Genomic DNA, 23,473 nt, shown 5'->3' with positions numbered 1-23,473 from the left:
AGTTAATTTAGTATTTTTACTACATAGCATTTTTAGATTGAAATGGGCTAATTTAAGCCCATTTTTTTATTGATTATGAAAGACATTTTTGAAATTAGCCGTGGTCCGATTGAGGGACTGGGTTATGAATTAGTAGATATTGAAAGAGCGGCTCAGGGGCTACTTAGAGTAACAATTGATATCGATAGAGGTATTACCATAGAAGATTGTGAGGAGGTTTCACGACTTCTTTCTAGGATTTATGAAGTTGAAGATGTTGATTATGCTCGTTTGGAAGTTGGATCTCCAGGTACTGATAGACCCTTAAAAAAAGAAGATGATTTTCATAGGTTTGCTGGACAAAGGGTTGAGGTGAAGTTTCACGAGGCCATTGCCAGTAAGAAAGTATTTAAAGGGGTTTTAGAGGTTACCCAGGATATTAATAACCCTTTTCGTTTGGTTTTAGATCCAGAAATTAAAAACTCTAAATCCAAAAAAACTAAAAATGTTGAGAGTGCTCAAGAGCAATCAAATCAGATTATTGAATTTAATTATTCTGATGTTGACAGAGCGAAATTAGACCCTATTTTAAATTTCAAAGGTAAAAAATAATGAGTCGCGAAATAATCCATTTTATCGATGCAATGGCACACGAAAAAAATCTTCCCGTGGAAGAAATTTTTGCTGCGATTGAGGGTGCACTTGCCTCAGCTATGAAAAAGCAGTTTAAAGAAGGTGCGGATGTTGTAGTTCGGATTGATCGTGATACTGGTAACTACGTGGGTGTTCGTCGATGGGAGGTTGTGCCAGATGAACACGGTATTCAAGAACCAGAAAGAGAAGAAATTTATTCTGATGCAGTTGAAGATCATCCAGATATTAAAGTTGGTGATTTTATCGAGGAGCCGTTAGAGCCTCAAGAGTTTGGTCGTATAGGTGCTCAAATTGCTAGACAAGTTATTTTACAAAAAATGCGTGATTCTGAACGCAAACAGTGGATAGATGAATTTGTTGCACAAAACGATAAGATCGTATCTGGGGTTGTGAAACGCATCGATAAAGGCGATGTTGTTGTAGAGGTAGGTAAACTTGAAGCACGCTTACCTAAAGCTGAAATGATTCCTAAAGAGTCGTTTAGAATCGGTGATCGCGTTAGGGCTTATGTTCAAAAAATTGATAAGGAAGCTAAAGGTCAGATAATACAATTATCTCGAATTGACCCTGAATTTTTAAGAGAGCTTTTTGAATATGAAGTGCCAGAGATTGAACAGGGATTACTTGAAATAAAGGCAGCTGCTAGGGATCCAGGCATTAGAGCAAAAATAGCTGTACAAGCTTATGATAAACGCATAGACCCAATCGGTACTTGTGTTGGTATGCGTGGGTCTAGAGTAGGTGCTGTGAGACATGAACTTAATGGCGAACAAATTGATATTGTTTTATGGTCAGATGAACCTGCGGAGTTTGTGATTTCTGCTCTTTCTCCTGCACATGTATCTTCAATTATTGTTGATGAAGAAAAACATGTTATGGATGTTGTTGTAGATGATGAAAATTTAGCTAAAGCAATTGGTACTCGTGGTCAAAATGTTCGATTAGCTTCTGATTTAACTGGTTGGCAAATAAATATCATGACACCAGAAGAAAGTCAAGCTAGACAGCAGGAAGAAGACCAAAGCATCATGAAATTATTTACCGATAAGTTAGATATTGATGAAGAAATTGCGACGGTACTTATAGAAGAGGGTTTTACTGGACTTGAAGAAATTGCGTATGTACCAGAACAAGAGCTATTAGAGATTGAAGGTTTCGATGAAGAATTAGTACACGAACTACGAAATAGGGCTAGACATAGTTTATCTGTAGCTGCAGCAGAAAGAGATGAGAGGGTTGCTTCATCAAAAGGCTTGATAGATATAGACGGTCTTACTACGGAGATGGTATCTAAGCTTGTGGAAAATAATATTTCAACTAGAGATGATTTAGCTGAACTCGCTACTGATGAGCTTTTAGAGATTTTAGATGTAGATGAAGCAACAGCTTATGACATTATCTTAAAAGCAAGAGCTCATTGGTTTGAATAATTTAAAACAGGAATTTTAATGTCCCAAGATACAGTTAAAACAACTGATAACACTACAAAGAAAAAATTGACTTTGAAACGCAATGAGCATTCAAAGATCAAGCAGGCTGACGGTTCTACTGTTTCAGTAACTACTAGAAAGAAACGTACTGTAGTAGTTAGTGAAGCCAAAAAACAAGAATCAGTCAAATCAGCTACTCCAAAAGTTGAGGATAAAGTTAAAAATCCTGAACTGCAATCTAAGCCTATTGCTACAGCTAAGCCTTCAAGACCTGAACCTAAAGTTGCACATGAATCAAAAGTTGTACATGAGCCTAAAAGTGCACCTGAGCTTAAAGCTTCACCTGCACAGACTCCTGCACCAAAACCTGCTACTGCTCCAGCAACAGCCTCTGAAAAAATTGAGGCTAAGGAGCAACCTAAGGTCGAAGTAAAAGTTGCAACATCTGAGGTGGTTGAAAAAGAAGCTAAACAAGATATAACTGAAGCTCCTAAAAAGGTTGAAACTAAGGTTGAAACTCCGAAGCAGGATGTGAGAAAGGTATTGCCAAAAGAAGAAAAAGAAATACCAATACCTGAAGCGGTTTCACCAAAGGTTGAATCTGTTCAACCAGTTAAATCTCAAAAATCAACTGAAGAAGCAGAAAAAAATAGAGAAGATGCCCGTAAAAAAGCTCAGAGTGAAGCTGAAGCATTAACTCAATATGCTAGAAATCCTAAGCCAGCTAAAAAGGCTACTCCTGCACCAAGTGTACCTAGTTCTTCAGTTGCTGAGCCTTCTGCTAAAAAAGTTAATACTCCAAACGTAACTAAAACAGTTTCTACCCAAGCGAAACCTGTTGTAGACGAAGACGATTCCGATAATAAGAAAAAAGGTAGTAAAGCTAAATCAACTAAAGGTTCAGACAAGTCAGAAAAAAATTGGAATGATGGGATTAGACCAACTAAGAAACCGTCAGCTAATGAAAAACATGATAAACGAAACTATACAGACTCTGGAGAGGAAACATGGAGAGCTGGTGGGGGTCGCAGTAGGCCTAAAAATAAATCATCAGAAACTAAACAACCTCTAGTACAAGAATTTATCGCCCGCGAAATCCATGTTCCTGAGACTATTACAGTCGCTGATTTAGCTCACAAAATGTCAGTTAAAGCTGCTGAGGTTATCAAAAAACTCATGCTCCTTGGTCAAATGGTTACCATAAACCAAGTCTTGGATCAAGAAACCGCCATGATTGTAGTAGAAGAACTAGGTCATACGGCGATACAAGCTAAATTAGACGATCCAGAAGCATTCTTAGATGCTGAAAATGAATCACGTGATTATGAGATGTCTACACGAGCACCTGTTGTTACTGTTATGGGTCACGTTGATCACGGTAAAACTTCTTTGTTGGATTACATTAGGAGAACACGTGTTGCCTCTGGAGAAGCTGGTGGCATTACCCAGCACATTGGTGCTTATAGAGTTAAGACTAAATCTGGGGACGTAGTCACATTTTTAGATACACCTGGACATGAAGCTTTTACAGCAATGCGTGCAAGGGGAGCAAAAGCAACTGATATTGTAATTATCGTAGTTGCGGCAGATGATGGTGTAATGCCTCAAACTAAAGAGGCTATTAGCCATGCCAAAGCTGCACAGGTTCCTATGGTAGTTGCAATTAACAAAATAGATAAGCCTGAAGCAAATCCTGAAAGAGTTAAACAGGAATTGGTTGCTGAAGAGGTAATCCCTGAAGAATATGGTGGGGATGTTCCTTTTGTTCATGTGTCGGCAAAAACTGGTGAAGGTATAGAAGAGCTTTTAGAAAACGTTTTACTTCAAGCAGAAATATTAGAGCTAAAAGCTGCAGTTGATTCGCCTGCAAAAGGTATAGTAATTGAAGCTAGATTGGATAAAGGTAAAGGTCCTGTTGCCACTATATTAGTTCAAAGCGGTACGCTTCATAGGGGTGATGCAATTTTGGCTGGAGCAAGTTTTGGTCGTGTTCGTGCCATGCTTGACGAAAATGGTAAAACAATTGATGAAGCTGGACCTTCATACCCAGTTGAGATTCAAGGTTTATCTGAGGTGCCTGATGCAGGAGATGAAGTTCTTGTACTTTTAGATGAACGTAAAGCTCGTGAGATTGCTCTTTTCCGTCAGGGTAAATTCCGTGACGTGAAACTTGCTCGTCAGCAAGCTCAAAATCTTGAAAACATGTTCCAAAATAATGAGGGCGTTAAGACTCTGTCTCTTATTATTAAAACTGACGTTCAGGGCTCGCAAGAGGCATTAGTACAGTCATTACTAAAACTATCTGGTGATGAAGTTCGAGTTCAAGTTGTGCATGCCGCAGTAGGTGGAATTTCTGAGTCAGACGTAAACTTAGCGACAGCTTCTGGAGCGGTCATAATCGGCTTTAACGTTCGTGCCGATCAAGGTGCGAAAAAACTTGCTGAAAATAATGGCATTGACATTCGTTACTACAACATCATTTACGATGCTGTAGATGAAGTTAAAAGTGCACTTTCAGGTATGCTCACTCCGGATAAGAAAGAAGAGATTATTGGACTTGTTGAAATTCGCGAAGTATATACAATTTCTAAAGTCGGTAAAGTTGCAGGTTGTATGGTTACTGAAGGTCTAGTAAGACGTGAAGCTCAAGTGCGTCAGCTTCGTAATAATGTTGTTATTTGGACTGGGTATTTAGATTCACTGAAACGCTTTAAAGATGATGTTAAAGAAGTTAAATCAGGTTTTGATTGCGGTATATCATTAAAAAATAATAACGATATCGAAGTTGGAGATCAACTTGAAGTATTTGAAATCCGTGAAATTGCTAGGACCTTGTAAGCTAAAGTGAGCAGACATAAAACAAAAACAGGGCCTAGCAGACAGATACGCATTGCCGACCAAATACAAAAAGATTTAGCTTTTTTAATTCAAAGAGAACTAGGTACGCGTCATGGTTTGATTACTTTAACTCGTGTGGATTTATCTGCAGATTATGCTCACGCAAAAGTTTATTTTTCCGTGCTTGGAGCTGAGGCGATGAATGCACAGGAAGTGCTTAATGAAAAAGCAGGATATTTGCATTCATTGCTTTATAAGATGCTTCATATACATACTGTTCCTACTTTGAGATTTTTTCATGACGATCAACTTTCTCATGTAATTGAGATGAGTAAGCTAATTGATAAAGCGAATAATGTTGAGTCTTGCGAAATTTCAGCAGATGATGAAGTAGAGTTTGCCCCTCCAAAAATACGAGGTTTATAAATCTATTTTTATGGCTCGTAGAAAAGGACAAGATATTGATGGGATTTTGTTGCTTGATAAATCTGAGGGTATGTCGAGCAACTTTGCATTGCAACAGGCACGAAGGCATCTTGACGCAAAAAAAGGAGGGCATACGGGAACCCTCGATCCATTTGCTACAGGTTTGTTGATTTGCTGTTTTGGCAAGGCTACAAAAATTTGTGCAACTATGCTTGATGCAGATAAATCTTATCTTGCGACATTGAAGCTGGGGGTAGAGACGGATAGTGGGGATTTGACAGGCATTGCCACAAAAGAAAATATAGATATAGTGCCTGAAATCGACTCAATTATGAGTGCTATAAATAAGTACACAGGACAAATTGAGCAAATTCCTCCCATGCACTCAGCTCTTAAAAAGGATGGTAAACCGCTTTATAAATATGCACGTGAAGGTATTGAAATTGAACGTTCACCCAGAAAAGTTACTATTTTTAATATTCAGTTAATTAAATACGAGTATCCTAATTTAATTTTGCATATTAATTGCAGTAAAGGGACTTATATAAGGACACTTGCACAAGATATTGGTCGTGATTTGGGTTGCTTTGCCCATCTTGAGGCTCTTAGAAGAACTTCTGTTGGTCCTTTTGATATTAAGAATTCAATTACATTAGGCGATTTTAAAGACCTTAAACAACCTGTGGATGTTTTGATTTCTTTAAGTGAATTACCTGTAGAACTTGTACCAATTAAAACAATTTAACTAAGGAAAATTATGAGCAAAGCTCTTAGAAATATTGCGATTATCGCTCACGTTGACCACGGAAAAACAACATTAGTGGACCAGCTTTTAAGACAATCTGGAACCTTCCGGGAAAATCAACAAGTTGCTGAGCGTGTCATGGATTCAAATGACATTGAGAAGGAACGCGGAATTACGATTCTTTCTAAAAACTGTGCCGTGCAATACGAAGATACTCATATTAATATTATCGATACACCGGGACATGCGGATTTTGGCGGTGAGGTAGAGCGTGTTCTTTCTATGGTTGATGGTGTTTTGCTACTGGTGGATTCAGTTGAAGGACCTATGCCACAAACACGTTTTGTTACGAAAAAGGCATTGGCACTTGGTCTTAAGCCAATTGTAGTAGTGAATAAAATTGATCGTCCGGGTGCAAGACCAGATTATGTATTAAATACCACTTTTGATCTATTTGATAAATTAGGTGCCACAGAAGAGCAATTAGATTTTCCAGTAGTTTATGCTTCAGGACTAAATGGATATGCGGGTTTGACGGAGGATGTTCGTTCTGGTGACATGAGACCGTTGTTCGATACCATATTAAAGTATGTGCCTCAACGCAATGACAATGCTGATGGACCTTTCCAGATGCAGATTATATCTCTTGACTATAACAGCTATGTTGGAAAAATAGGTATTGGACGTATTAACAGGGGACGTGTGAAACCTGGCCAGAATGTCATTGTTAAATTTGGCGAAGACGGTGAAACGTTTAATGGTCGTATAAATGAAGTTCTCAAATTTAAGGGTCTTGAGCGCGAAAAAGTAGATTCTGCTGAAGCGGGTGATATCGTGCTTATTAATGGTATCGAAGAAATTGGTATTGGATGCACTCTATGCGATACAAATAATCCAGAAGCATTGCCTATGCTTAAAATTGACGAGCCTACCCTAACAATGAACTTTATGGTCAACACTTCACCGCTTGCAGGTCGTGAAGGAAAATTTGTGACTTCACGTCAATTGCGAGATCGTCTTAACCTAGAACTTAAATCTAATGTAGCCTTGCGTGTAAATGACACTGACGATGATACCGTATTCGAAGTAAACGGGCGTGGCGAACTTCATCTAACAATTCTTTTGGAGAATATGCGTCGCGAGGGCTATGAGCTTGCGGTATCGCGTCCACGCGTTGTGTTTAAGGAAATTGATGGCGTTAAGCATGAGCCTATGGAGCTTTTAACAATCGATTTGGAAGATGAGCATCAAGGCGGTGTTATGGAGGAACTTGGCCGTCGCAAAGGTGAGCTTCTTAATATGGAATCTGATGGTCGTGGTCGTACTCGTTTAGAGTATCGTATTCCAGCAAGGGGGTTGATAGGTTTTACGGGCGACTTTTTGTCTATGACACGTGGCACAGGTCTTATGAGCCATATTTTTGATGATTATGCTCCTGTAAGAGAAGGTTCTATAGGAGAGCGCAGAAATGGGGTAATGATTTCTCAGGACAATGGTGATGCCGTTGCTTATGCTTTGTGGAAACTTCAGGACCGCGGTCGTATGTTTGTGTCACCTGGGGAAGCATTATATGAAGGTATGATTATCGGCATTCATAGCAGGGACAATGATTTGGTTGTAAACCCTATCAAAGGCAAACAACTGACCAATATTCGTGCATCTGGCACTGATGAGGCTGTACGTTTAGTGCCTCCAATTAAGCTTACTTTAGAATATGCTGTTGAATTTATCGATGATGATGAGCTTGTTGAAGTTACACCTAAAAATATTCGTTTACGTAAGAGATACCTGCAAGAGCACGAAAGACGTAAAGCAGCTCGAGAGGGTGTTTAATTAATACAGCCTATACTTTTATTTTGGCAATGGGCTTGTAAAGAATTTGAAATTTAGTTAAAATCGTCTTTTACTAAATTTTGTTGCCCAATAGCTCAGTCGGTAGAGCGACGGACTGTTAATCCGCAGGTCACTGGTTCGAATCCAGTTTGGGCAGCCATATTAGTAATTTGCATATTGTTCTCCTAATATAATGCCCAATAGCTCAGTCGGTAGAGCGACGGACTGTTAATCCGCAGGTCACTGGTTCGAACCCAGTTTGGGCAGCCAAATTTAAAACCCTCCCGTTTATCGAGAGGGTTTTTGGTTTTTCGGGTGTATAGGGATTATAAGTTTGGAGTGCCGTGTAGGTTTTCTGGCTTAGATGGGCTTACGATTTTTAATCCATCTGTCTCATAAGCAGCTCCAAAACCTCTCACAAATCTTCCTTTTTTGAGTTTGAATTTAAGAATATGAAAATCAGCAAGTTCCTCGATAATGTCTATAACAGCATCATCTTCATATTTCTCCCGTAGCTCCTTAAAGATTTCCTCTCTTTTTTCATCCGCAAAACTAACTTCAACTTTAAAACTCGCACGAACTCTAGCAAAAATTGTATGTGCCTTTTGCTCATCAACGATAAACAAAATGCTTACTAAATCTTTGTTCTTTTTAATTGCATGATAGTGAGGTGCCACGCTTGATAAAATTGCATAGATTTCATCTCCACGTCTTAAAAATGGTGCATAAGATGATACGCAACCTTCATCAAAACTAGAGATAATTACACTTTTTTGCCCATCTATCAGATTAAGTAAAAAAGTTTCTAATTTTTGCATTTTTTCATTTTGTTTTTCAACGGAATTATTCATATATCCTCTTTATATGTAACTAAATTTAAACTGCTTCTAGGTGGCAATGCTTTTGCTATCTATATGCAATTCTTATACTAAAGTATAATGATTCTCATTATTTTTTAAAAGCTGTATATTAATGAAAGTATTTGTAATTATTGCCACACTGTTTCTTAGTGCTTGTACTGCAGTTGACACCGCCACTAATCATGTTTCATCTGAAAGAACTAATGAATTAAAAGTTTATGACTCAAATTCAAAAAAATACGTTGAATATCAGCAATTTATAAATGAACTTATAAATTCAGACATAGTACTTATTGGAGAAATACATACAGATAATTCTCATCATCAAATAGAAAGGCAATTGTTAGTTGATATTTCTAAACATAAAAAAACTTCTGTAGTTCTTGAAATGGGAGATGTTACAAAGCAGTCAATTTGGGATAGAGTTAAGTCTCAGGGTACTCAAGTAAGTACAGATCAATTGCCTAAATTTATTGAGTGGGACAATAAATGGGATTATTCTCTATATAAAAGTCTTGTGGAAGAGATTTTTTATTCTAATATGACACCGATAGCAGGAAACCTAAGCCCATCAGAGATAGAGACAATCTATAACGGAGCAGAGCCTATATATGGAACGATTTCAACATCTGATAAAGTAAGAAATTTAATTAAAACAAGTCTTTTGGAAACTCATCAAATCACAGACCAATCACAAGCAAATAAGCTAGTTGAGATTCAGCAATATAAAGATAGGCGAATGGCTGACAAATTAGTTAAATCCAAAAATTTATCTGTATTAATTGCTGGAAGACTTCATACAAATAAATCTGTAGGTGTACCTCTACATATAATAGAGTTCGATAAGACTAAAAAATATAAAGTTATATTTTTAGGTGACGAATCGGATGCCCCAGAAATTAGGAATTCGAAATTTACGGACTTCTACATTGACCCTAAAATTTCTAAGTAGATACAAATAAAGTAGCCCTATGTTAAATAGGGCCTTATTTTGAAATAATGATAATTAATATTATTTGCATTATCATTGTTATTTTTATACTATAGAGGGTTACTTACAGTTTGTTAAAAATTTTAATAATGATCCATCAAATTATAAAAATCCCCTGTGTTTAGATGACTAACAACCATCTTCTATGGGGAAAGTCAAGGATTATAGAGAAAATGAACAGAATTAAAGCATTATCAATTCTATCTTTATTTGCATTTAGTAGTCTTTATGCGCAAGAACTAGAGTTTGATACATTAGAAATATCTGCAAAAGAAGTCAAAGAAAGTGAAAAACAATTTGCAACTCCAGGAGCAGTAAGTTCCAGGGGAGACATTTCTGGAAGTACGCAATCTATAGATAGTATAGTTAGAAGTATGCCTGGCAGTTATACAAATACTGATCCTACTCAAGGTACAGTTCAAGTTAATATTCGTGGACTAACTGGCTTGGGTCGTGTCAGTACAAAAGTCGATGGTGTAACACAAACATTTTTTGGTACTTCTGCAGATACTGGAAGCTTTCATAGTGGTGGCGGTAATATTGCCACTTCATCTTATGGTGCTCTTGTAGATCAAAATTTTCTTGTTTCTGTTGATGTAACAAAGGGTACTTTTAGTTCTGGACATAATGGCTTGTTAGGAGGTGCTAGTTTTAGAACTATAGGCGTTGACGATATTATTCGTGAAGGTAAATCGTATGGTTTTCTAGGACGATACTCTCATGGTACAAATGGTATTGGATACAACTATATGGGTGCCGTTGCTGGAAAATATAAACTGAATAATGGCGGTTCCATAGGTGCACTATTTGGATATGCACGAAATAAAATATCTCAGGATTATAAGATAGGAGGAGGGGAATCCTTTGCAGACCAGCATATCCCAAATCCTAACTATGATCCGAGCCTACCTGAAGATGAATCAAATTATAAATACGAAAAAACTGCTCCATACGATCCAAAAAAATTAACTCAAAGTCCATATAGCACTTTATTTAAATTAGAAATCAATCCTGATATTCAAAATAATATTGTTCTTAGCCATCGAGGTTATAAAAATGTCTTGGCTGGTCGAGAAATAAAACATAATAACTATCAGTTTGATTACAAGTTTAAGCCCGAATCTGATTTGGTTGATTTGCATCTGTTAGCTGCTTATGGACGTGGTGAACAACTCTATTTGGATGATGCAGTATTTTTTGGACGTCATGATTTAGCGAGTAAGGGTGGATTAAAAGCTGAAAATAAATCAACTACCTTCGACTTGAGTAATGGTTCGTCTTATAACTTGGGTGGTCTTCATATTTCTCATCGGTATGGAGTAAATTTCTTATCTAACAAATATGAAAATACCATGGATATGAATTTGCCAGGTGCTACATCCACACCATTTCAGCCTAAGGGACGTCAAAAAATAACAAATTTCTATTTGGATAATAGTTTTGCATACAATATCTTTAATCTGGATGCCAATTTAAACCTTTCTAAGTGGAATATATCAGGCTATAAACCACCTTGCGATGCAAATCAATTTTGCTTCCCTAAGGCTGCAGCTGACATAAATAAAGATGGAACTGATTTTAATTATTCATTCATGCTGTCAGCAAAGATTCATGATTTGTTTATGCCATTTGTTAGCTATTCTAAAACTTCTAGACCACCTAATGTTCAGGAGATGTTTTTCTCGACTAACGAAGGAAATGGTGTTAATCCATTTTTAAAACCTGAAAAAGCTAAAACTTGGCAAATCGGTTTTAATGCTTTTAAAGAAAAAGTATTTTTCGACGATGATAGGTTAGGTTTCAAAATTCTTCATTATTGTACTAATGTAGATGACTATATCTATAACAAATCATTTTATACAAGCGATGCTTTTATGCTTCACTTAAACCAATCGGAAGTTACAAGATTTAGAGGTATGGAAGTTGAGTTAAGCTACGATGCAAGAAAGTTTTATATACGCGGAAGTTACTCAAACCAACATAGCAATCAGGTAGTTAATGAGACAAGTGGGGTTGGGGCAAATTCTTTTGGAGGTTATACGGAAATAACTACATTGCCAGAAGTATATGCAAATCTTGACGTGGGTGCTCGTTTTTTAAATGAAAAACTAGTTGTGGGTATGATTTATAAATATACAGGAGATGCTTACAGAGTTAGCGTTCATGAAAATAGAGTTGATACTAATGATCCTGATGACTTCTATCCTGAACTCAAAACTGAGAAATTACCTAAAATACCTGGTATTTTCGATTTATATGCATCATATCAACCTATAGAAAATCTTACACTCAAATTTGAGGTACAAAACCTCTTTGATAAAAATTATCTAGATGCTTTAAATGCGTTTAATGGTACTACATCCCAAGCTTCTTATGATATAGAAGGAAATGATATTTCTTTATTCGATAATAAAGCTCGTGGACGCACTTACAAGGCAAGTTTAGAGTATAGATTCTAGTGAAAACAAAAGATAAAGGCTGTACTTTTTGGGGGGCAATGTTATCAATTGCCCTTCATGTTTTTGTTATCATATATCTCAATTACAAGCACTCAGATTCGTTTGAACTAGGAGGATTTGGGGGAGAGATAGGGGATTTTGAATCCATTACGATTTTGACAGAGTTACCAGTAGGAGAATTAAAAGATTTTTCAATTAAGTCATCTCAAAGTTCTAAAGCAGAGCCTGAAACTCAGATAGAAAAGCAGGAGATGTTAGAAGAGAAAATCGAGGAACAAGAAGAGCTACCGTCTGAGGATATTGATGTAAATTCTGAAGCCCCAAAATCAGAGGTAATTGCAGTCGAAAGCAATAAGGATGCTGATATTCAAAAGGATATTAAAAAAGAGGTTATTGCCAAAGAAAAAACTAAGCCAAAACCAGTACCTAAAACTAAGCCAAAACCAGTACCTAAATCTTCAAAAAAACCGAAGCCTTCTACGCAAACCAACAACTCAAATAACACTAATGACAAACCTTCTGCAGTCGATTCCATTGCAGGGGCATCTGTAAATTCAACAGCTAGTGCACCTGTCAGTGGTAGTGGCAATAAGGTTTCTTCGCCCTCTACAGGTGTGGGTAGCTCAAATAGTAAAAGCTATCAAAGTTCCCTTTTTGCACATTTGAATAGGCATAAAACGTACCCACAATCAGCTTTGATAAACAAAGAAGAGGGTGTGGTTGCAGTTCGTATTGTCATAGATGCTAGTGGCAATGTTCTTTCTGCAGAAGTTAAAAGGGCTTCAAAATATGTAGCTTTAAATCAAGCGGCTAGGGATTTGTTTATGAAAGCTTCGCCATTGCCAAAGCCACCAAATTCAATGATGAACGGGGAAACTCTTAGTTTTACGATTCCAATTGAGTACGATATAAAGAAATATCTGAAAAATAGATGAGCAAAATATAAAGCCTTCCTATATGATGGAAGGCTTATCTATTTTAGTGAAGTAAGTGTAGATTAGTCTTTTTGAGCAACGTTACGAAGATATTCGTAGATTTGATCTTTAAGTTGAAGTTTCTTTTTCTTAAGTAGGTCAATCTCTTCACGACCTTGAGTTATAGGATTAGCTTCAAGTGCTTCAACTTGATGATCTAGCTCATTGTGTAAGTCGAATAAGCGAGTGAAGTGTGCATCCTCATTTTTAAGTTTACTAATTAAGTCGCGGTATTCTGGAAACATATCTTCTCCTTAAGTTAAGTTCTAATTTATTTTAACTGTAAATATTAAAAATAATAGAGGATTTTGCACAACTTAATCTAATCCAGATTCTATGGGTTCAATCCCCAAATCTTTAAAAATAAGTTTGCTTTGATATGCGTGAACTTCAATTAAGTCTTTTAAATAAATCATTTCTAAAAAGCTTTTACAAACACTAGCCTTATTATGGCAATACATATTAGAGAAGTGTTTGTAGGCATTGATTAAAGGTTTTGTCCAATCTCTATTTTCTTTCATTAGATAGTTAGTATCTATATTTATTTGTGTTTGAAGATCGGCAATTGAATAATAATCTAAATTATCTATTTGAAATTTTGATAACAGAATGCCGAGATTTTCTAGTTGATAAGCCTTAGTATAAAGACAATTTTTTTTGTAATCTACAGTATCAGGCTCCTTAAGAGTGCTGGTGAGTAATGAACAAAATTGCTCGCTGTATTGAAGCCATGCATTTGAAAGTACCTGTGTCCTGGAGCTTTTAATCCACTTATTAAAATCAAAACGTTTGCAATTAGAATCGCAATGCAAAAGGGCTTGCTCGGCTATTAATTTAAATTTTTTGTAAAAGCTACTGGGAATGTATAAAAATGAATATTCAGAAAAATTATCAACTAAAATTTTTAAAATTGAACTGATATTTGAATTAAAACACCCATTATTATTAAATTCATAGAGCTGTTTTTCTAAATTTTTAAGATGTTCTAAAGATAAATCATAAGTTCTATACATTTGTTTATCATACAAATCTACTGCTTCATTTGAATCTTTGTTTAAGATAAATAAAAGAATTTTCGCCTTTTTAATTAGATACCGAATTTTATGTAGAGCCAATTTGTTTTTATCTGTTTTGCAATTTTTATCGTAAAACGAATTTTGCTCAATATTAACTACAGTTTTAAGATAACCTTTGTATAGATTAATGAAACAATATGCATAGGCATCATCATTGCTTGGGTAATCAAATATTGCATGTGAATTTGCATGATACCTACATAAAGTATTAATAGTATTGTTATAAGCAAGAAAGTTTTTATGCATTTGCTCATTTGGCAAATTTTCTATATACCTATTTGAAAGTATGTTTATGAAGTTGGTATTTCTATAAATGCATTCCGCATATTTGCCAGACCAATATGAGTTTGTGCACAGGTTGTGAATAGATGTAAATAAAATATCTATTGATAGGTTAGGGTTTGAGCTAAAAGTAAATATGGAAATTAGGATTGAAAAAAGAAAGTTCATATTATTTTAATAATTCAGATCTTTTTAACCATCTATTTTTTTTGTAGAGTTATATTCATTCTTAGTATGTTCTAACAATATTTTTTTTGACTTACCAGAAGATATAAATTTTTTAAGAATAAAATTAGAAAGAACTCCTTGATACTTCATATCTATTAATACAATTTTTATATTTTCATCTAATAAATCCCAGATTTCTTCATGTATATTAGATGTAGTATTATTTAGATTGTTAGTGGTTGCTTTAACTAAAGAAAGATTTCGAATTTTATTTAGGAAAAATCTTTTTGTTTCTTTTACATATAAAGGGTAGATTAAATTAAATAAATTTGTTTGTTGCAAATTAGATATTTCTCCGATTTTGTGTTTGTTATTTTTTACAAATATTTTTGCTTCAATGCCTGACATTAGTGCAGCTTTTGAAATTAGTTTAGCTTGCTCAGAAGGTATTCCTGCTCTTTCTAAATCCTTTCTAATTTCGCAAGGGGTTCTGTATTTCATATCATAACCCCTTCCAATTGTTACTCCAGATTCCAAAGTAGGTTGGTGAATAACTCTTGAAAATAAAACACTTGTTCTTCTGTCAATTCCTTCCTGATCAAAAGTAAATTGTCCGCTTTTTACTGGAATAGGGGAGTCGTTGTATTGTTTTGGCAAATATCTAGGTTCAGGAGGTGTTTCATTTAAAATCTTTTGGTTTGGTACTATTAGGCCAGATGTATTAATATTATTCTTTGCTTGAAAATCCTTTATTGCTTGAATTGTTTTATTTCCTACCTTCCCATCAATTCCAATGTTGCAGTAGCCATTTTTTTGCAACAGTAATTGGATTTCTTCTACATCTTTTGGGTTGTTTACACCCTTTATACCAACTGATTGGTTAATTTTAAATTTATTGTCCATGACCCCTCCTATACTCAAATGAAGTTTAAAGAAGATCTATGACATAAATAAGATAAAGCCCAAAAACTAACGTTTTCGGGCTTTACAAATGGATGGTGTCTAGACACCAGATTAAATTCAAATTGACTTAATACTATCTATGCTTTTTTATTCAATGCATCAATTGAATCTTTTTGAATTTTGCTATAGATTTCAAACGGATCTAAAACGCTTTCACCAAGATTCTGTTCAAACAATGCTCGGTTTGAAGCTTCATCATACTCACGTTTCTCAGCTCCACCGAGATTTGATCTAAATAAAATTTTATGGCTACACCAGTTTATGAATTCATAGGTCATTTAATGAACGAAGTAGTGTTACTTGGTAAATATCAAGCGTGATTAAAATAAAAATGGTTTAGTACCCAAAATGGTTAATTAAATTAAGGAATGTCGGGGTCAATTTTAAATTTTCGTTGACAGAGGATTTTGCACAACTTAATCTAATCCAGATTCTATGGGTTCAATCCCCAAATCTTTAAAAATAAGTTTGCTTTGATATGCGTGAATCTCAATTAAGTCTTTAAGGTGTATAAACTGAATTATATTCATGCAGTTTCTATCGTTGTTTTGGCAATACTTACTTGAGAATTCTTTGAAAGCAATATTCAAAGGTTTTGTCCAATCTCTATTTTCTTTCATTAGATAGTTAGTATCGTTGTTAATAATTAAATGAAGATTGTTTATAGCGTAATCGTACTCTTCATAATTATTGTGGACTTTTAATTCAGATTCGAATTTATCGAATTGGTTAAGTTTTGTATATAGGCAACTTTTCACATAATCACTGTTTACTTTGTCACTAGGTGATGCTGTAAGTAATGAACAAAATTGCTCGCTGTATTGAAGCCATGCATTTGAGGATTCTTGGGGTTTTAAATTTTCAATCAATGTTTTTTTATCAAAATGTTCACAGTTTGAATCACACTTTTGTAAGTTTTGCTTTACTTTAGTTTGATATATATCTTCATACCCCAACAAGAACTCAATAGGTATTCCAGAATGTAAATTAATAAGTTCATTGACAAAAGATGTAGAGGTTCTCAATAAATAGGGGTTAGATAAAAAAATAGTTAAATTGCCTCTAATTTTTTTGGCTGTTCTTAATGAGTAGCGTAAAGTTTCTCGATAATCTAAATCAAGTGGATTTTTTTCAATTTCAAATCTGCTTAGTAATAAGTTATCTTCAATAGAGAAATATTCAAGTAGATATTCAACTTTACGAAGGTTTTCTTTTTGAATTGATATCTTGTTCGGGACTATTTTTTTAGAATTTATTTTATGAATATCGTTAACAAGATTTAAAGTTTCTTCGTATTTGCATATTTCGTTGTACTCAATATTTGATACATATCCAATAAAAGCTATTTTGCTTGATGAGTACCCACACAATTGAGATATAGTATTTTGAATATCCTTTACGGGAATATTTTTATCTATAGAGTTTCTGGAATTTGCAATTTTGTATAAATAATTTTCTAAAAACCGATTATGTGTATGATAGCAATCAATTTTGTCGTAAGTAACATTACATTGAAGATTAGCTAAATTCTGAAAAAAGAGAGATGTAGTATCCCAGCTAAGGAACCTCGTTAAGACCAAAAAAGTAAAGTTAAGAATGATGTACATCTTATCTAAAATAATTAATTTTGGATTTGTATTGAGGAAAATTTAGTATTTTTTTCTTAGGAAAATAAGGGGTTAACCTCCAATTTACGAAATAAGATTTTTCTTTGATGTGCATGAATCTCAATTAAGTCTTTAAGATAAATCATTTCTAAAAAGCTTTTACAAATACTTGCCTTATTATGGCAATACATATTAGAGAAGTGTTTGAAGGCTTTATGTAAAGGTTTTGTCCAATCCTTCTTAGTTTTCATTAAATAGCTGGTATCCATATCTATATGTGATTCAAGATCGGTGATGGAATAATAATCTAAATTATTTGTTTGAAATTTTGATAACTGAAAGTCGAAATTTTCTAGTTGATAAGCCTTAGTATAAAGACAACTTTTTTTGTAATCTACAATATCAGGCTCATTAAGAGTGCTGGTTAGCAATGTACAAAATTGCTCGTTGTATTTAAACCATGCTTTTGAGAGGTCCTGTGTCTTGGAGTTTTTAATCCACTTATTAAAATCAAAACGTTGGCAATTAGAATCGCACGTTAATAGAGCTTGGTCTGCTATATTGTCTAATCTTTTGTAAATATTGATTGGAATAAAATAATAAGAAACTTCAGAATAATTATTTTTGAAAACTTTTAAAATCGAATCTATGTTCGATTCAAAGCATCCGTCCTGAGAAAAATTTTCAATTTGCTTTTCCATTTTTTTTAGTTGATCTAAATTTAACTCATAAGTTCTATACATTTGATTATCATACAAATCTACAGGCTCGTCTTCGTTTCTAATTAAATAGTTTAATTTGTACTTGGCTTTAATAATCAAAAAGTTTATTTTGGACAGAGCTATAATGTTTTTTTCTGAATTACAATTTTTATCTATTAAAGAATTGAGGTCTTTCTTAACGAGAGTCTTATAAAAATCCTTTTTATTATTGATAAAGCAAGACCCATAAGCATCAGCATTACTTGGATAGTCATGAATTGCTATTGAATTTGCATGATACCTACATAAAGTGTTAATAGAATTGTTATAAGCAAGAAGGTTTCTACGAATTAGCTCATTTGACAAATTTTCTATATATTTATTTGAGAGTTTGTTTATGAAAACAGTATTATTTCTTATGCAATTACCATATCCTCCAGACCAGGATGGAATGTTACATTTGTTGTGTATAGATGAAAATAAAATATCTATACTTAAATCTGAGTTAGAGCCAAAAATAACTAAAGAGATCAATACGGAAAAAAGAAAGTTCATATTATTTTAATAATTTCATCCTATTAAGCCATCTATTTTCGTGTGACCCCATATATTGTCTTTCTAAATAACTATATAGATATTTTTTTCGTTCATCTGAATTTACAAATTCACGCATAAAGTTACTGTAAAGAACTCCTTGATACTTCATATCTATTAATACAATTTTTATATTTTCATCTAATAAATCCCAGATTTCTTCATGTATATTAGATGTAGTATTATTTAGATTGTTAGTGGTTGCTTTAACTAAAGAAAGATTTCGAATTTTATTTAGGAAAAATCTTTTTGTTTCTTTTACATATAAAGGGTAGATTAAATTAAATAAATTTGTTTGTTGCAAATTAGATATTTCTCCGATTTTGTGTTTGTTATTTTTTACAAATATTTTTGCTTCAATGCCTGACATTAGTGCAGCTTTTGAAATTAGTTTAGCTTGCTCAGAAGGTATTCCTGCTCTTTCTAAATCCTTTCTAATTTCGCAAGGGGTTCTGTATTTCATATCATAACCCCTTCCAATTGTTACTCCAGATTCCAAAGTAGGTTGGTGAATAACTCTTGAAAATAAAACACTTGTTCTTCTGTCAATTCCTTCCTGATCAAAAGTAAATTGTCCGCTTTTTACTGGAATAGGGGAGTCGTTGTATTGTTTTGGCAAATATCTAGGTTCAGGAGGTGTTTCATTTAAAATCTTTTGGTTTGGTACTATTAGGCCAGATGTATTAATATTATTCTTTGCTTGAAAATCCTTTATTGCTTGAATTGTTTTATTTCCTACCTTCCCATCAATTCCAATGTTGCAGTAGCCATTTTTTTGCAACAGTAATTGGATTTCTTCTACATCTTTTGGGTTGTTTACACCCTTTATACCAACTGATTGGTTAATTTTAAATTTATTGTCCATGGCCCCTCCTATACTCAAATGAAGTTTAAAGAAGATCTATGACATAAAAAAGATAAAGCCCAAAAACTAACGTTTTCGGGCTTTACAAATGGATGGTGTCTAGACACCAGATTAAATTCAAATTGACTTAATACTATCTATGCTTTTTTATTCAAAGCATCAATAGAATCTTTTTGTATTTTGCTATAAATTTCAAATTGATCTAATACGCTTTCACCAAGATTCTGTTCAAACAATGCTCGGTTTGAAGCTTCATCATACTCACGTTTCTCAGCTCCACCGAGATTTGATCTAAAGATACCAGCCGCTGATACAGGTAAGAAATCTTCGTAAGTGATAGGGTCTAACTCTAAAACGCCTGAAGCTACTAGTTCAGATACATTATCCCCAGTAACTTCTTTATCAAGTGTGGCACCATTAGCTAATTTATATTTGAAGTAAGCTAGACCTTGAGCCTGAAGTTCTTTATAACAGTCAGGGATTTGATCAAAGTGTTTCTTAAGTACTTCATAATATGCTTCAGCATTTTTGTTGATATCAATATTGCTAGTTTCTTCAAGCACTTTAGCTAGCAATTCGTCATACCATTTTCTTCCCTTAGGAGTTAGTGCAACGCCACGCTTCTCAATTTCGCCAAATCGTGCAGTATGATGGCCAGGAACTTTTTGATCTCCATCTACAAACATAACATCTTCATTTAATGCCTTAAAGCTTGTTTGACGGAGTAGGATTAGACATTTGCGACGTGGCGGCCCCTCAATAATATCTTTTGCTGGAATACCCCTTTCGAACATGCCCTTTTGAACTGCGTCAATATCAAGTGCACGTGGAGTTAAGTGATTGATATGTGGAACTTTGAAAGCAACAATATCAGCTATTAGCCTGTGTTGATTATGAAGTGCATCATAGGTTTCTTTAGAAACTGCAGCTTCAGACTGCCAGCGGAAAGTCTCTAAAACCTCTTTCACGAATTCATCAGCATCTGCTTGCTCAAGACCACCATCCTTCTCAAACTTCTCTACTAATTCAATGGAGCGTTTAGAGAAGATATTTCGTTTTGCCAAAATCTCTTCAGCTTGTTTGCGTAGGTCAGCATCGTCAATAAGCTCAAGACGAAGAAGGGAACAAAATACACGGAATGGGCACTTGATCAATGAATCTGGATCTATAGGTCTGAATGCAGTAGAGTGAACAGGTATTCCAGCTGGGGCTAAGTCGTAATATCCAACGGGATACATACCCATAACAGCAAAAATCCTACGCATAGTATGCAACTCTTCTTTTTTACCGATACGAATTGCACCGTGACGAGTCTGTTCTAAACGTTCAAGCTCCCCAGTCTCTTGAAGTTTTTGCTTAAGCTCTGCATCACTTTCAAGAACTTTATTATTAACGTCATTGACCAGATTGAGAAGATCCCCAAAAAGTGGAACTTCTGATTGGTACATATCAGACATTGCCCGAGAGAATTTCAAACGTATTTCATCTTTACATACAAATTGAGACATACTTGACTCCTTTTAAAAATATCAAGGTTTAAACTTAGCTGTATCAGCAAAAATAGAAGTTAGAATTTCAAATCCGCGATCAAGCACATCTGGTTCGATTGTTAATGGCGTTAATAAACGGATAGTGTTTTTATATTTTCCGCTCGGCATTAGTAGCAATCCTCGCTCACGTCCAAGCTTCAGAATTTCGGCTAACAAAGCAGTGCCTGGTCCATATTCTGGATGCGATAATTCAATACCACGCATAGCTCCTATACCTGTTAGTTTTGAAATCCATGGATTTATATTAGAAGATTTCCATTTTTCGTAAACAACTTCTAGGGTGGCAATGTAGTTCTGACTAGTTTTTGCAAATTCCTCGCTTTGAATTATCTCAAGAACAGCAAGGGCAGCTGAACACGCAATAGGGTTGCCTGAATAAGTTCCTCCCAAACTACCTAAATGAGGTGTATCAACAAATTCAGTACGACCAACAACTGCCCCTAAAGGCAATCCACCAGCAATGCTTTTTGCTAGTAAAAGCAAATCAGGCTGAACGTCAAAATGCATAAATGCAAATGGTTTACCAGTGCGACCAAATCCAGATTGAATTTCATCAAAAATCAAAACTATGCCATTTTCTGTGCAGAATTCACGCAGATATTTTGCAAATTCCATATCCAAACACTGAAAACCGCCCTCACCAATGACGGGCTCAACAATGACAGCACAAACATTTTTTACGTCTACTTCAATTTCTAATAGACGTTTCAAGGCAGAGATAGCCTCATCTTTTGTAACACCAGAATCTTTACTCGGATAAGGAATGTGATAGACAGGTCCTGGAAGTGGACCTAGTTTTTGTTTATATGGAGCGACTTTACCATTTAAATTCACGGTTGCTAATGTCCTGCCGTGAAAGCCACCATCAAAAGCAATAACTGCCGTACGACCAGTTTTAATACGAGCAATTTTAAGAGCATTTTCCGTGGATTCAGCCCCGCAATTTGTAAGCATTAAGGACAAGTCGCCATCAATTGGTACAAAATCAGTCAGTGCCACAGCAAGCTTTTTGTATGGCTCATGCTCAGCAGCATTAAATGCATAATGTGTGAGTTTAGATGCTTGATCGTTAATAGCCGTCACTATTTTTGGATGGCAATGACCAAAATTCAGCACACCTATGCCACCTACGAAGTCTATATATTCCTTACCGTCTACATCCCAAACTATTGCATTTTTGCCATGCGAAAGCGTGACAGGGTGAATTAGCCCTAATGCTTTACTAATGCCTTTTCTACTCATAATCCTCTCAATTAATCTAATGGTTGATCGTAGTCAATGCCTGCTTTCAGATGAGCTTTACGTTCAGATTGGTCAACAATCTTAGCAGCTACGAGATCTCCAGTAACATTGCCACATGTGAAAATCATATCAACGAGTGCGTTAATACCTGCAGTAAGTGCAACGATTTCAAGCGGTAGGCCAGCTTGTGTGAACACTATAGACATACCTATTAGCCCAGCACCCGGAACTCCAGCTGTGCCAATAGCTGCAATAGTGCCGATAACAACAATGGTTACAAGCTCACTAAATGAAATTGATATACCCATAATTTCAGCAGCAAAAATAACTGCCATACCAAATCTCAAAGCAGTGCCATCCATATTGACAGTAGCACCAATAGGCAATGTAAGTTTAGCTACGCGCTCACCGATACCTGCTTTATCTGCGGCTTTTAATGTGATTGGTAGTGTGCTTAAACTAGAGCTGGTTGCGAACGAAGTAAAAACGGCTTCCTTAATTTTGCTGTAGAAATCAAAAACATTTACGCCCCATAATTTCAGCAAAAGGGGATAGACAATAAAAATCAAAGAGGCAACGCCTATATAAGCTGTGAGTATAAACATACCTAAAGCTACTACAGTGTCCATACCTTGAGTGCCAATAGTATTTGCCGTGATACCGATAATCCCTATAGGGGCATACTGCAAAATCCCTGATAGAATTTTGGAAATTACTTCATTACCAGCTTCAGTAATTTTAAAAACTAAGTCGCCCATCTCTCGTTGGCGTGCATCATTTGAGTGACGCATAAACAATATAGCTAAACCTAAAACTATAGCTACAAAAACTACGGCCAAAATATCACCCTTAGAAAAAGCCATATAGATATTGCTAGGCACCATATTGATTAGAGTATCTATAAAGCTAGGACTCTCAGGAGCTTTGACCGTGGCATCTGCTGGCAATGTTAACCCTTCACCTGGGTTTGTAATCAATGCAACACCTATGCCTACAAAAATAGCTACCGCAGTCGTAAATAAATAAAGTGGAAAAATCTTGGCCCCAATACGACCAAGTTCTTTAGGGCTTGAGTGGTTAACAGCAACCATTAAAGATAAAACAACAAGAGGAATTACTATCATCTTTAAAAGGTTAAGAAATAGCTTTCCTAATGGAGCCAAAAAACTGCTATCTTCTCCAAGAATAAACCCAAGTACAATGCCGATAATAAAACCTGCAGTCATCTTGAACATA

At 35.2% G+C, this 23,473-nt stretch carries 20 protein-coding genes and 2 tRNA genes; 11 read left to right on the top strand and 11 right to left on the bottom strand.

Annotation, left to right across the window (positions count from 1 at the left end):
- Positions 1 to 75: 75 nt before the first annotated feature.
- From rimP to KUI_RS05130, 8 genes are all read left to right on the top strand, one after another.
- Positions 76 to 591: a ribosome maturation factor RimP gene (gene rimP, locus KUI_RS05165; RefSeq protein WP_013521234.1), complete on the top strand. Its 516-nt coding sequence runs from the start codon at positions 76 to 78 to the stop codon at positions 589 to 591.
- The gene (gene nusA / locus KUI_RS05160; protein WP_013521233.1) at positions 591 to 2,063 is read left to right on the top strand and encodes a transcription termination factor NusA; all 1,473 of its coding nucleotides are present in this window, start codon (positions 591 to 593) and stop codon (positions 2,061 to 2,063) included. The genes rimP and nusA overlap by 1 nt, the downstream gene beginning before the upstream one ends.
- Positions 2,064 to 2,081: 18 nt before the next feature.
- On the top strand, positions 2,082 to 4,901 hold the full coding sequence (gene infB / locus KUI_RS05155; protein WP_013521232.1) for a translation initiation factor IF-2: 2,820 nt from the start codon (positions 2,082 to 2,084) through the stop codon (positions 4,899 to 4,901).
- A gap of 6 nt (positions 4,902 to 4,907) precedes the next feature.
- Positions 4,908 to 5,327 carry a 30S ribosome-binding factor RbfA gene (gene rbfA / locus KUI_RS05150; protein WP_013521231.1) on the top strand — a complete coding sequence of 140 codons (420 nt, stop codon included), beginning with the start codon at positions 4,908 to 4,910 and terminating at the stop codon, positions 5,325 to 5,327.
- Between the two features lie 10 nt (positions 5,328 to 5,337).
- Complete coding sequence (gene truB, locus KUI_RS05145) at positions 5,338 to 6,072, top strand: tRNA pseudouridine(55) synthase TruB (protein WP_013521230.1); 735 nt, start codon at positions 5,338 to 5,340, stop codon at positions 6,070 to 6,072.
- A gap of 12 nt (positions 6,073 to 6,084) precedes the next feature.
- Positions 6,085 to 7,905 (top strand): translational GTPase TypA, encoded by a 1,821-nt coding sequence (gene typA, locus KUI_RS05140; protein ID WP_013521229.1) that lies wholly within the window; start codon positions 6,085 to 6,087, stop codon positions 7,903 to 7,905.
- 84 nt (positions 7,906 to 7,989) lie between these two features.
- Positions 7,990 to 8,065, top strand: a tRNA-Asn gene (locus KUI_RS05135).
- 34 nt (positions 8,066 to 8,099) lie between these two features.
- Positions 8,100 to 8,175 (top strand) — tRNA-Asn (locus KUI_RS05130).
- 56 nt (positions 8,176 to 8,231) lie between these two features.
- Here the strand turns inward: KUI_RS05130 and KUI_RS05125 are convergent.
- Positions 8,232 to 8,756 (bottom strand): pyridoxamine 5'-phosphate oxidase family protein, encoded by a 525-nt coding sequence (locus tag KUI_RS05125; RefSeq protein ID WP_013521228.1) that lies wholly within the window; start codon positions 8,754 to 8,756, stop codon positions 8,232 to 8,234.
- 121 nt (positions 8,757 to 8,877) lie between these two features.
- On the opposite strand from KUI_RS05125, the gene KUI_RS05120 reads away from it, so the two are divergent.
- From KUI_RS05120 to KUI_RS05110, 3 genes are all read left to right on the top strand, one after another.
- A complete protein-coding gene (locus tag KUI_RS05120) occupies positions 8,878 to 9,717 on the top strand; it encodes a ChaN family lipoprotein (RefSeq protein ID WP_013521227.1) in 840 nt (279 codons plus the stop codon).
- A gap of 212 nt (positions 9,718 to 9,929) precedes the next feature.
- On the top strand, positions 9,930 to 12,215 hold the full coding sequence (locus KUI_RS05115) for a TonB-dependent receptor domain-containing protein (RefSeq protein WP_013521226.1): 2,286 nt from the start codon (positions 9,930 to 9,932) through the stop codon (positions 12,213 to 12,215).
- Entirely contained in the window at positions 12,215 to 13,150 is a 936-nt protein-coding gene (locus KUI_RS05110) for an energy transducer TonB family protein (RefSeq protein WP_014840455.1), read from the top strand. Before KUI_RS05115 ends, KUI_RS05110 begins: the two co-directional genes overlap by 1 nt.
- 62 nt (positions 13,151 to 13,212) lie before the next feature.
- Here KUI_RS05110 and KUI_RS05105 read toward each other — a convergent pair whose 3' ends face one another.
- The 10 genes from KUI_RS05105 to KUI_RS05060 all read right to left on the bottom strand — a co-directional run bounded on the left by KUI_RS05105 (position 13,213) and on the right by KUI_RS05060 (position 23,472).
- On the bottom strand, positions 13,213 to 13,434 hold the full coding sequence (locus tag KUI_RS05105) for a YdcH family protein (protein WP_013521224.1): 222 nt from the start codon (positions 13,432 to 13,434) through the stop codon (positions 13,213 to 13,215).
- Positions 13,435 to 13,506: 72 nt separating this feature from the next.
- Entirely contained in the window at positions 13,507 to 14,715 is a 1,209-nt protein-coding gene (locus KUI_RS05100) for a hypothetical protein (protein WP_013521223.1), read from the bottom strand.
- Positions 14,716 to 14,739: 24 nt separating this feature from the next.
- The gene (locus KUI_RS05095; protein ID WP_014840454.1) at positions 14,740 to 15,618 is read right to left on the bottom strand and encodes a peptidoglycan-binding protein; all 879 of its coding nucleotides are present in this window, start codon (positions 15,616 to 15,618) and stop codon (positions 14,740 to 14,742) included.
- A gap of 137 nt (positions 15,619 to 15,755) precedes the next feature.
- Entirely contained in the window at positions 15,756 to 15,956 is a 201-nt protein-coding gene (locus KUI_RS05090) for a hypothetical protein (RefSeq protein ID WP_013521221.1), read from the bottom strand.
- A 138-nt stretch (positions 15,957 to 16,094) separates the two neighbouring features.
- On the bottom strand, positions 16,095 to 17,285 hold the full coding sequence (locus tag KUI_RS05085; RefSeq protein WP_014840453.1) for a hypothetical protein: 1,191 nt from the start codon (positions 17,283 to 17,285) through the stop codon (positions 16,095 to 16,097).
- A 56-nt stretch (positions 17,286 to 17,341) separates the two neighbouring features.
- Entirely contained in the window at positions 17,342 to 18,541 is a 1,200-nt protein-coding gene (locus KUI_RS05080; RefSeq protein WP_014840452.1) for a hypothetical protein, read from the bottom strand.
- A gap of 1 nt (position 18,542) precedes the next feature.
- Positions 18,543 to 19,445, bottom strand: a complete 903-nt coding sequence (locus KUI_RS05075) for a peptidoglycan-binding protein (protein ID WP_014840451.1) — start codon at positions 19,443 to 19,445, stop codon at positions 18,543 to 18,545.
- 137 nt (positions 19,446 to 19,582) lie between these two features.
- A complete protein-coding gene (hglS, locus tag KUI_RS05070; RefSeq protein ID WP_014840450.1) occupies positions 19,583 to 20,953 on the bottom strand; it encodes a 2-oxoadipate dioxygenase/decarboxylase HglS in 1,371 nt (456 codons plus the stop codon).
- A 21-nt stretch (positions 20,954 to 20,974) separates the two neighbouring features.
- On the bottom strand, positions 20,975 to 22,237 hold the full coding sequence (locus tag KUI_RS05065) for a 2-aminoadipate transaminase (RefSeq protein ID WP_014840449.1): 1,263 nt from the start codon (positions 22,235 to 22,237) through the stop codon (positions 20,975 to 20,977).
- Between the two features lie 11 nt (positions 22,238 to 22,248).
- Entirely contained in the window at positions 22,249 to 23,472 is a 1,224-nt protein-coding gene (locus KUI_RS05060) for a dicarboxylate/amino acid:cation symporter (protein WP_014840448.1), read from the bottom strand.
- Position 23,473: the final 1 nt, after the last annotated feature.

The sequence above is a fragment of the Taylorella equigenitalis ATCC 35865 genome, assembly GCF_000276685.1.
In the GTDB taxonomy this organism is placed as follows: Bacteria; Pseudomonadota; Gammaproteobacteria; order Burkholderiales; family Burkholderiaceae_B; genus Taylorella; species Taylorella equigenitalis.
This window is presented reverse-complemented; position numbering and strand designations above follow the sequence as displayed.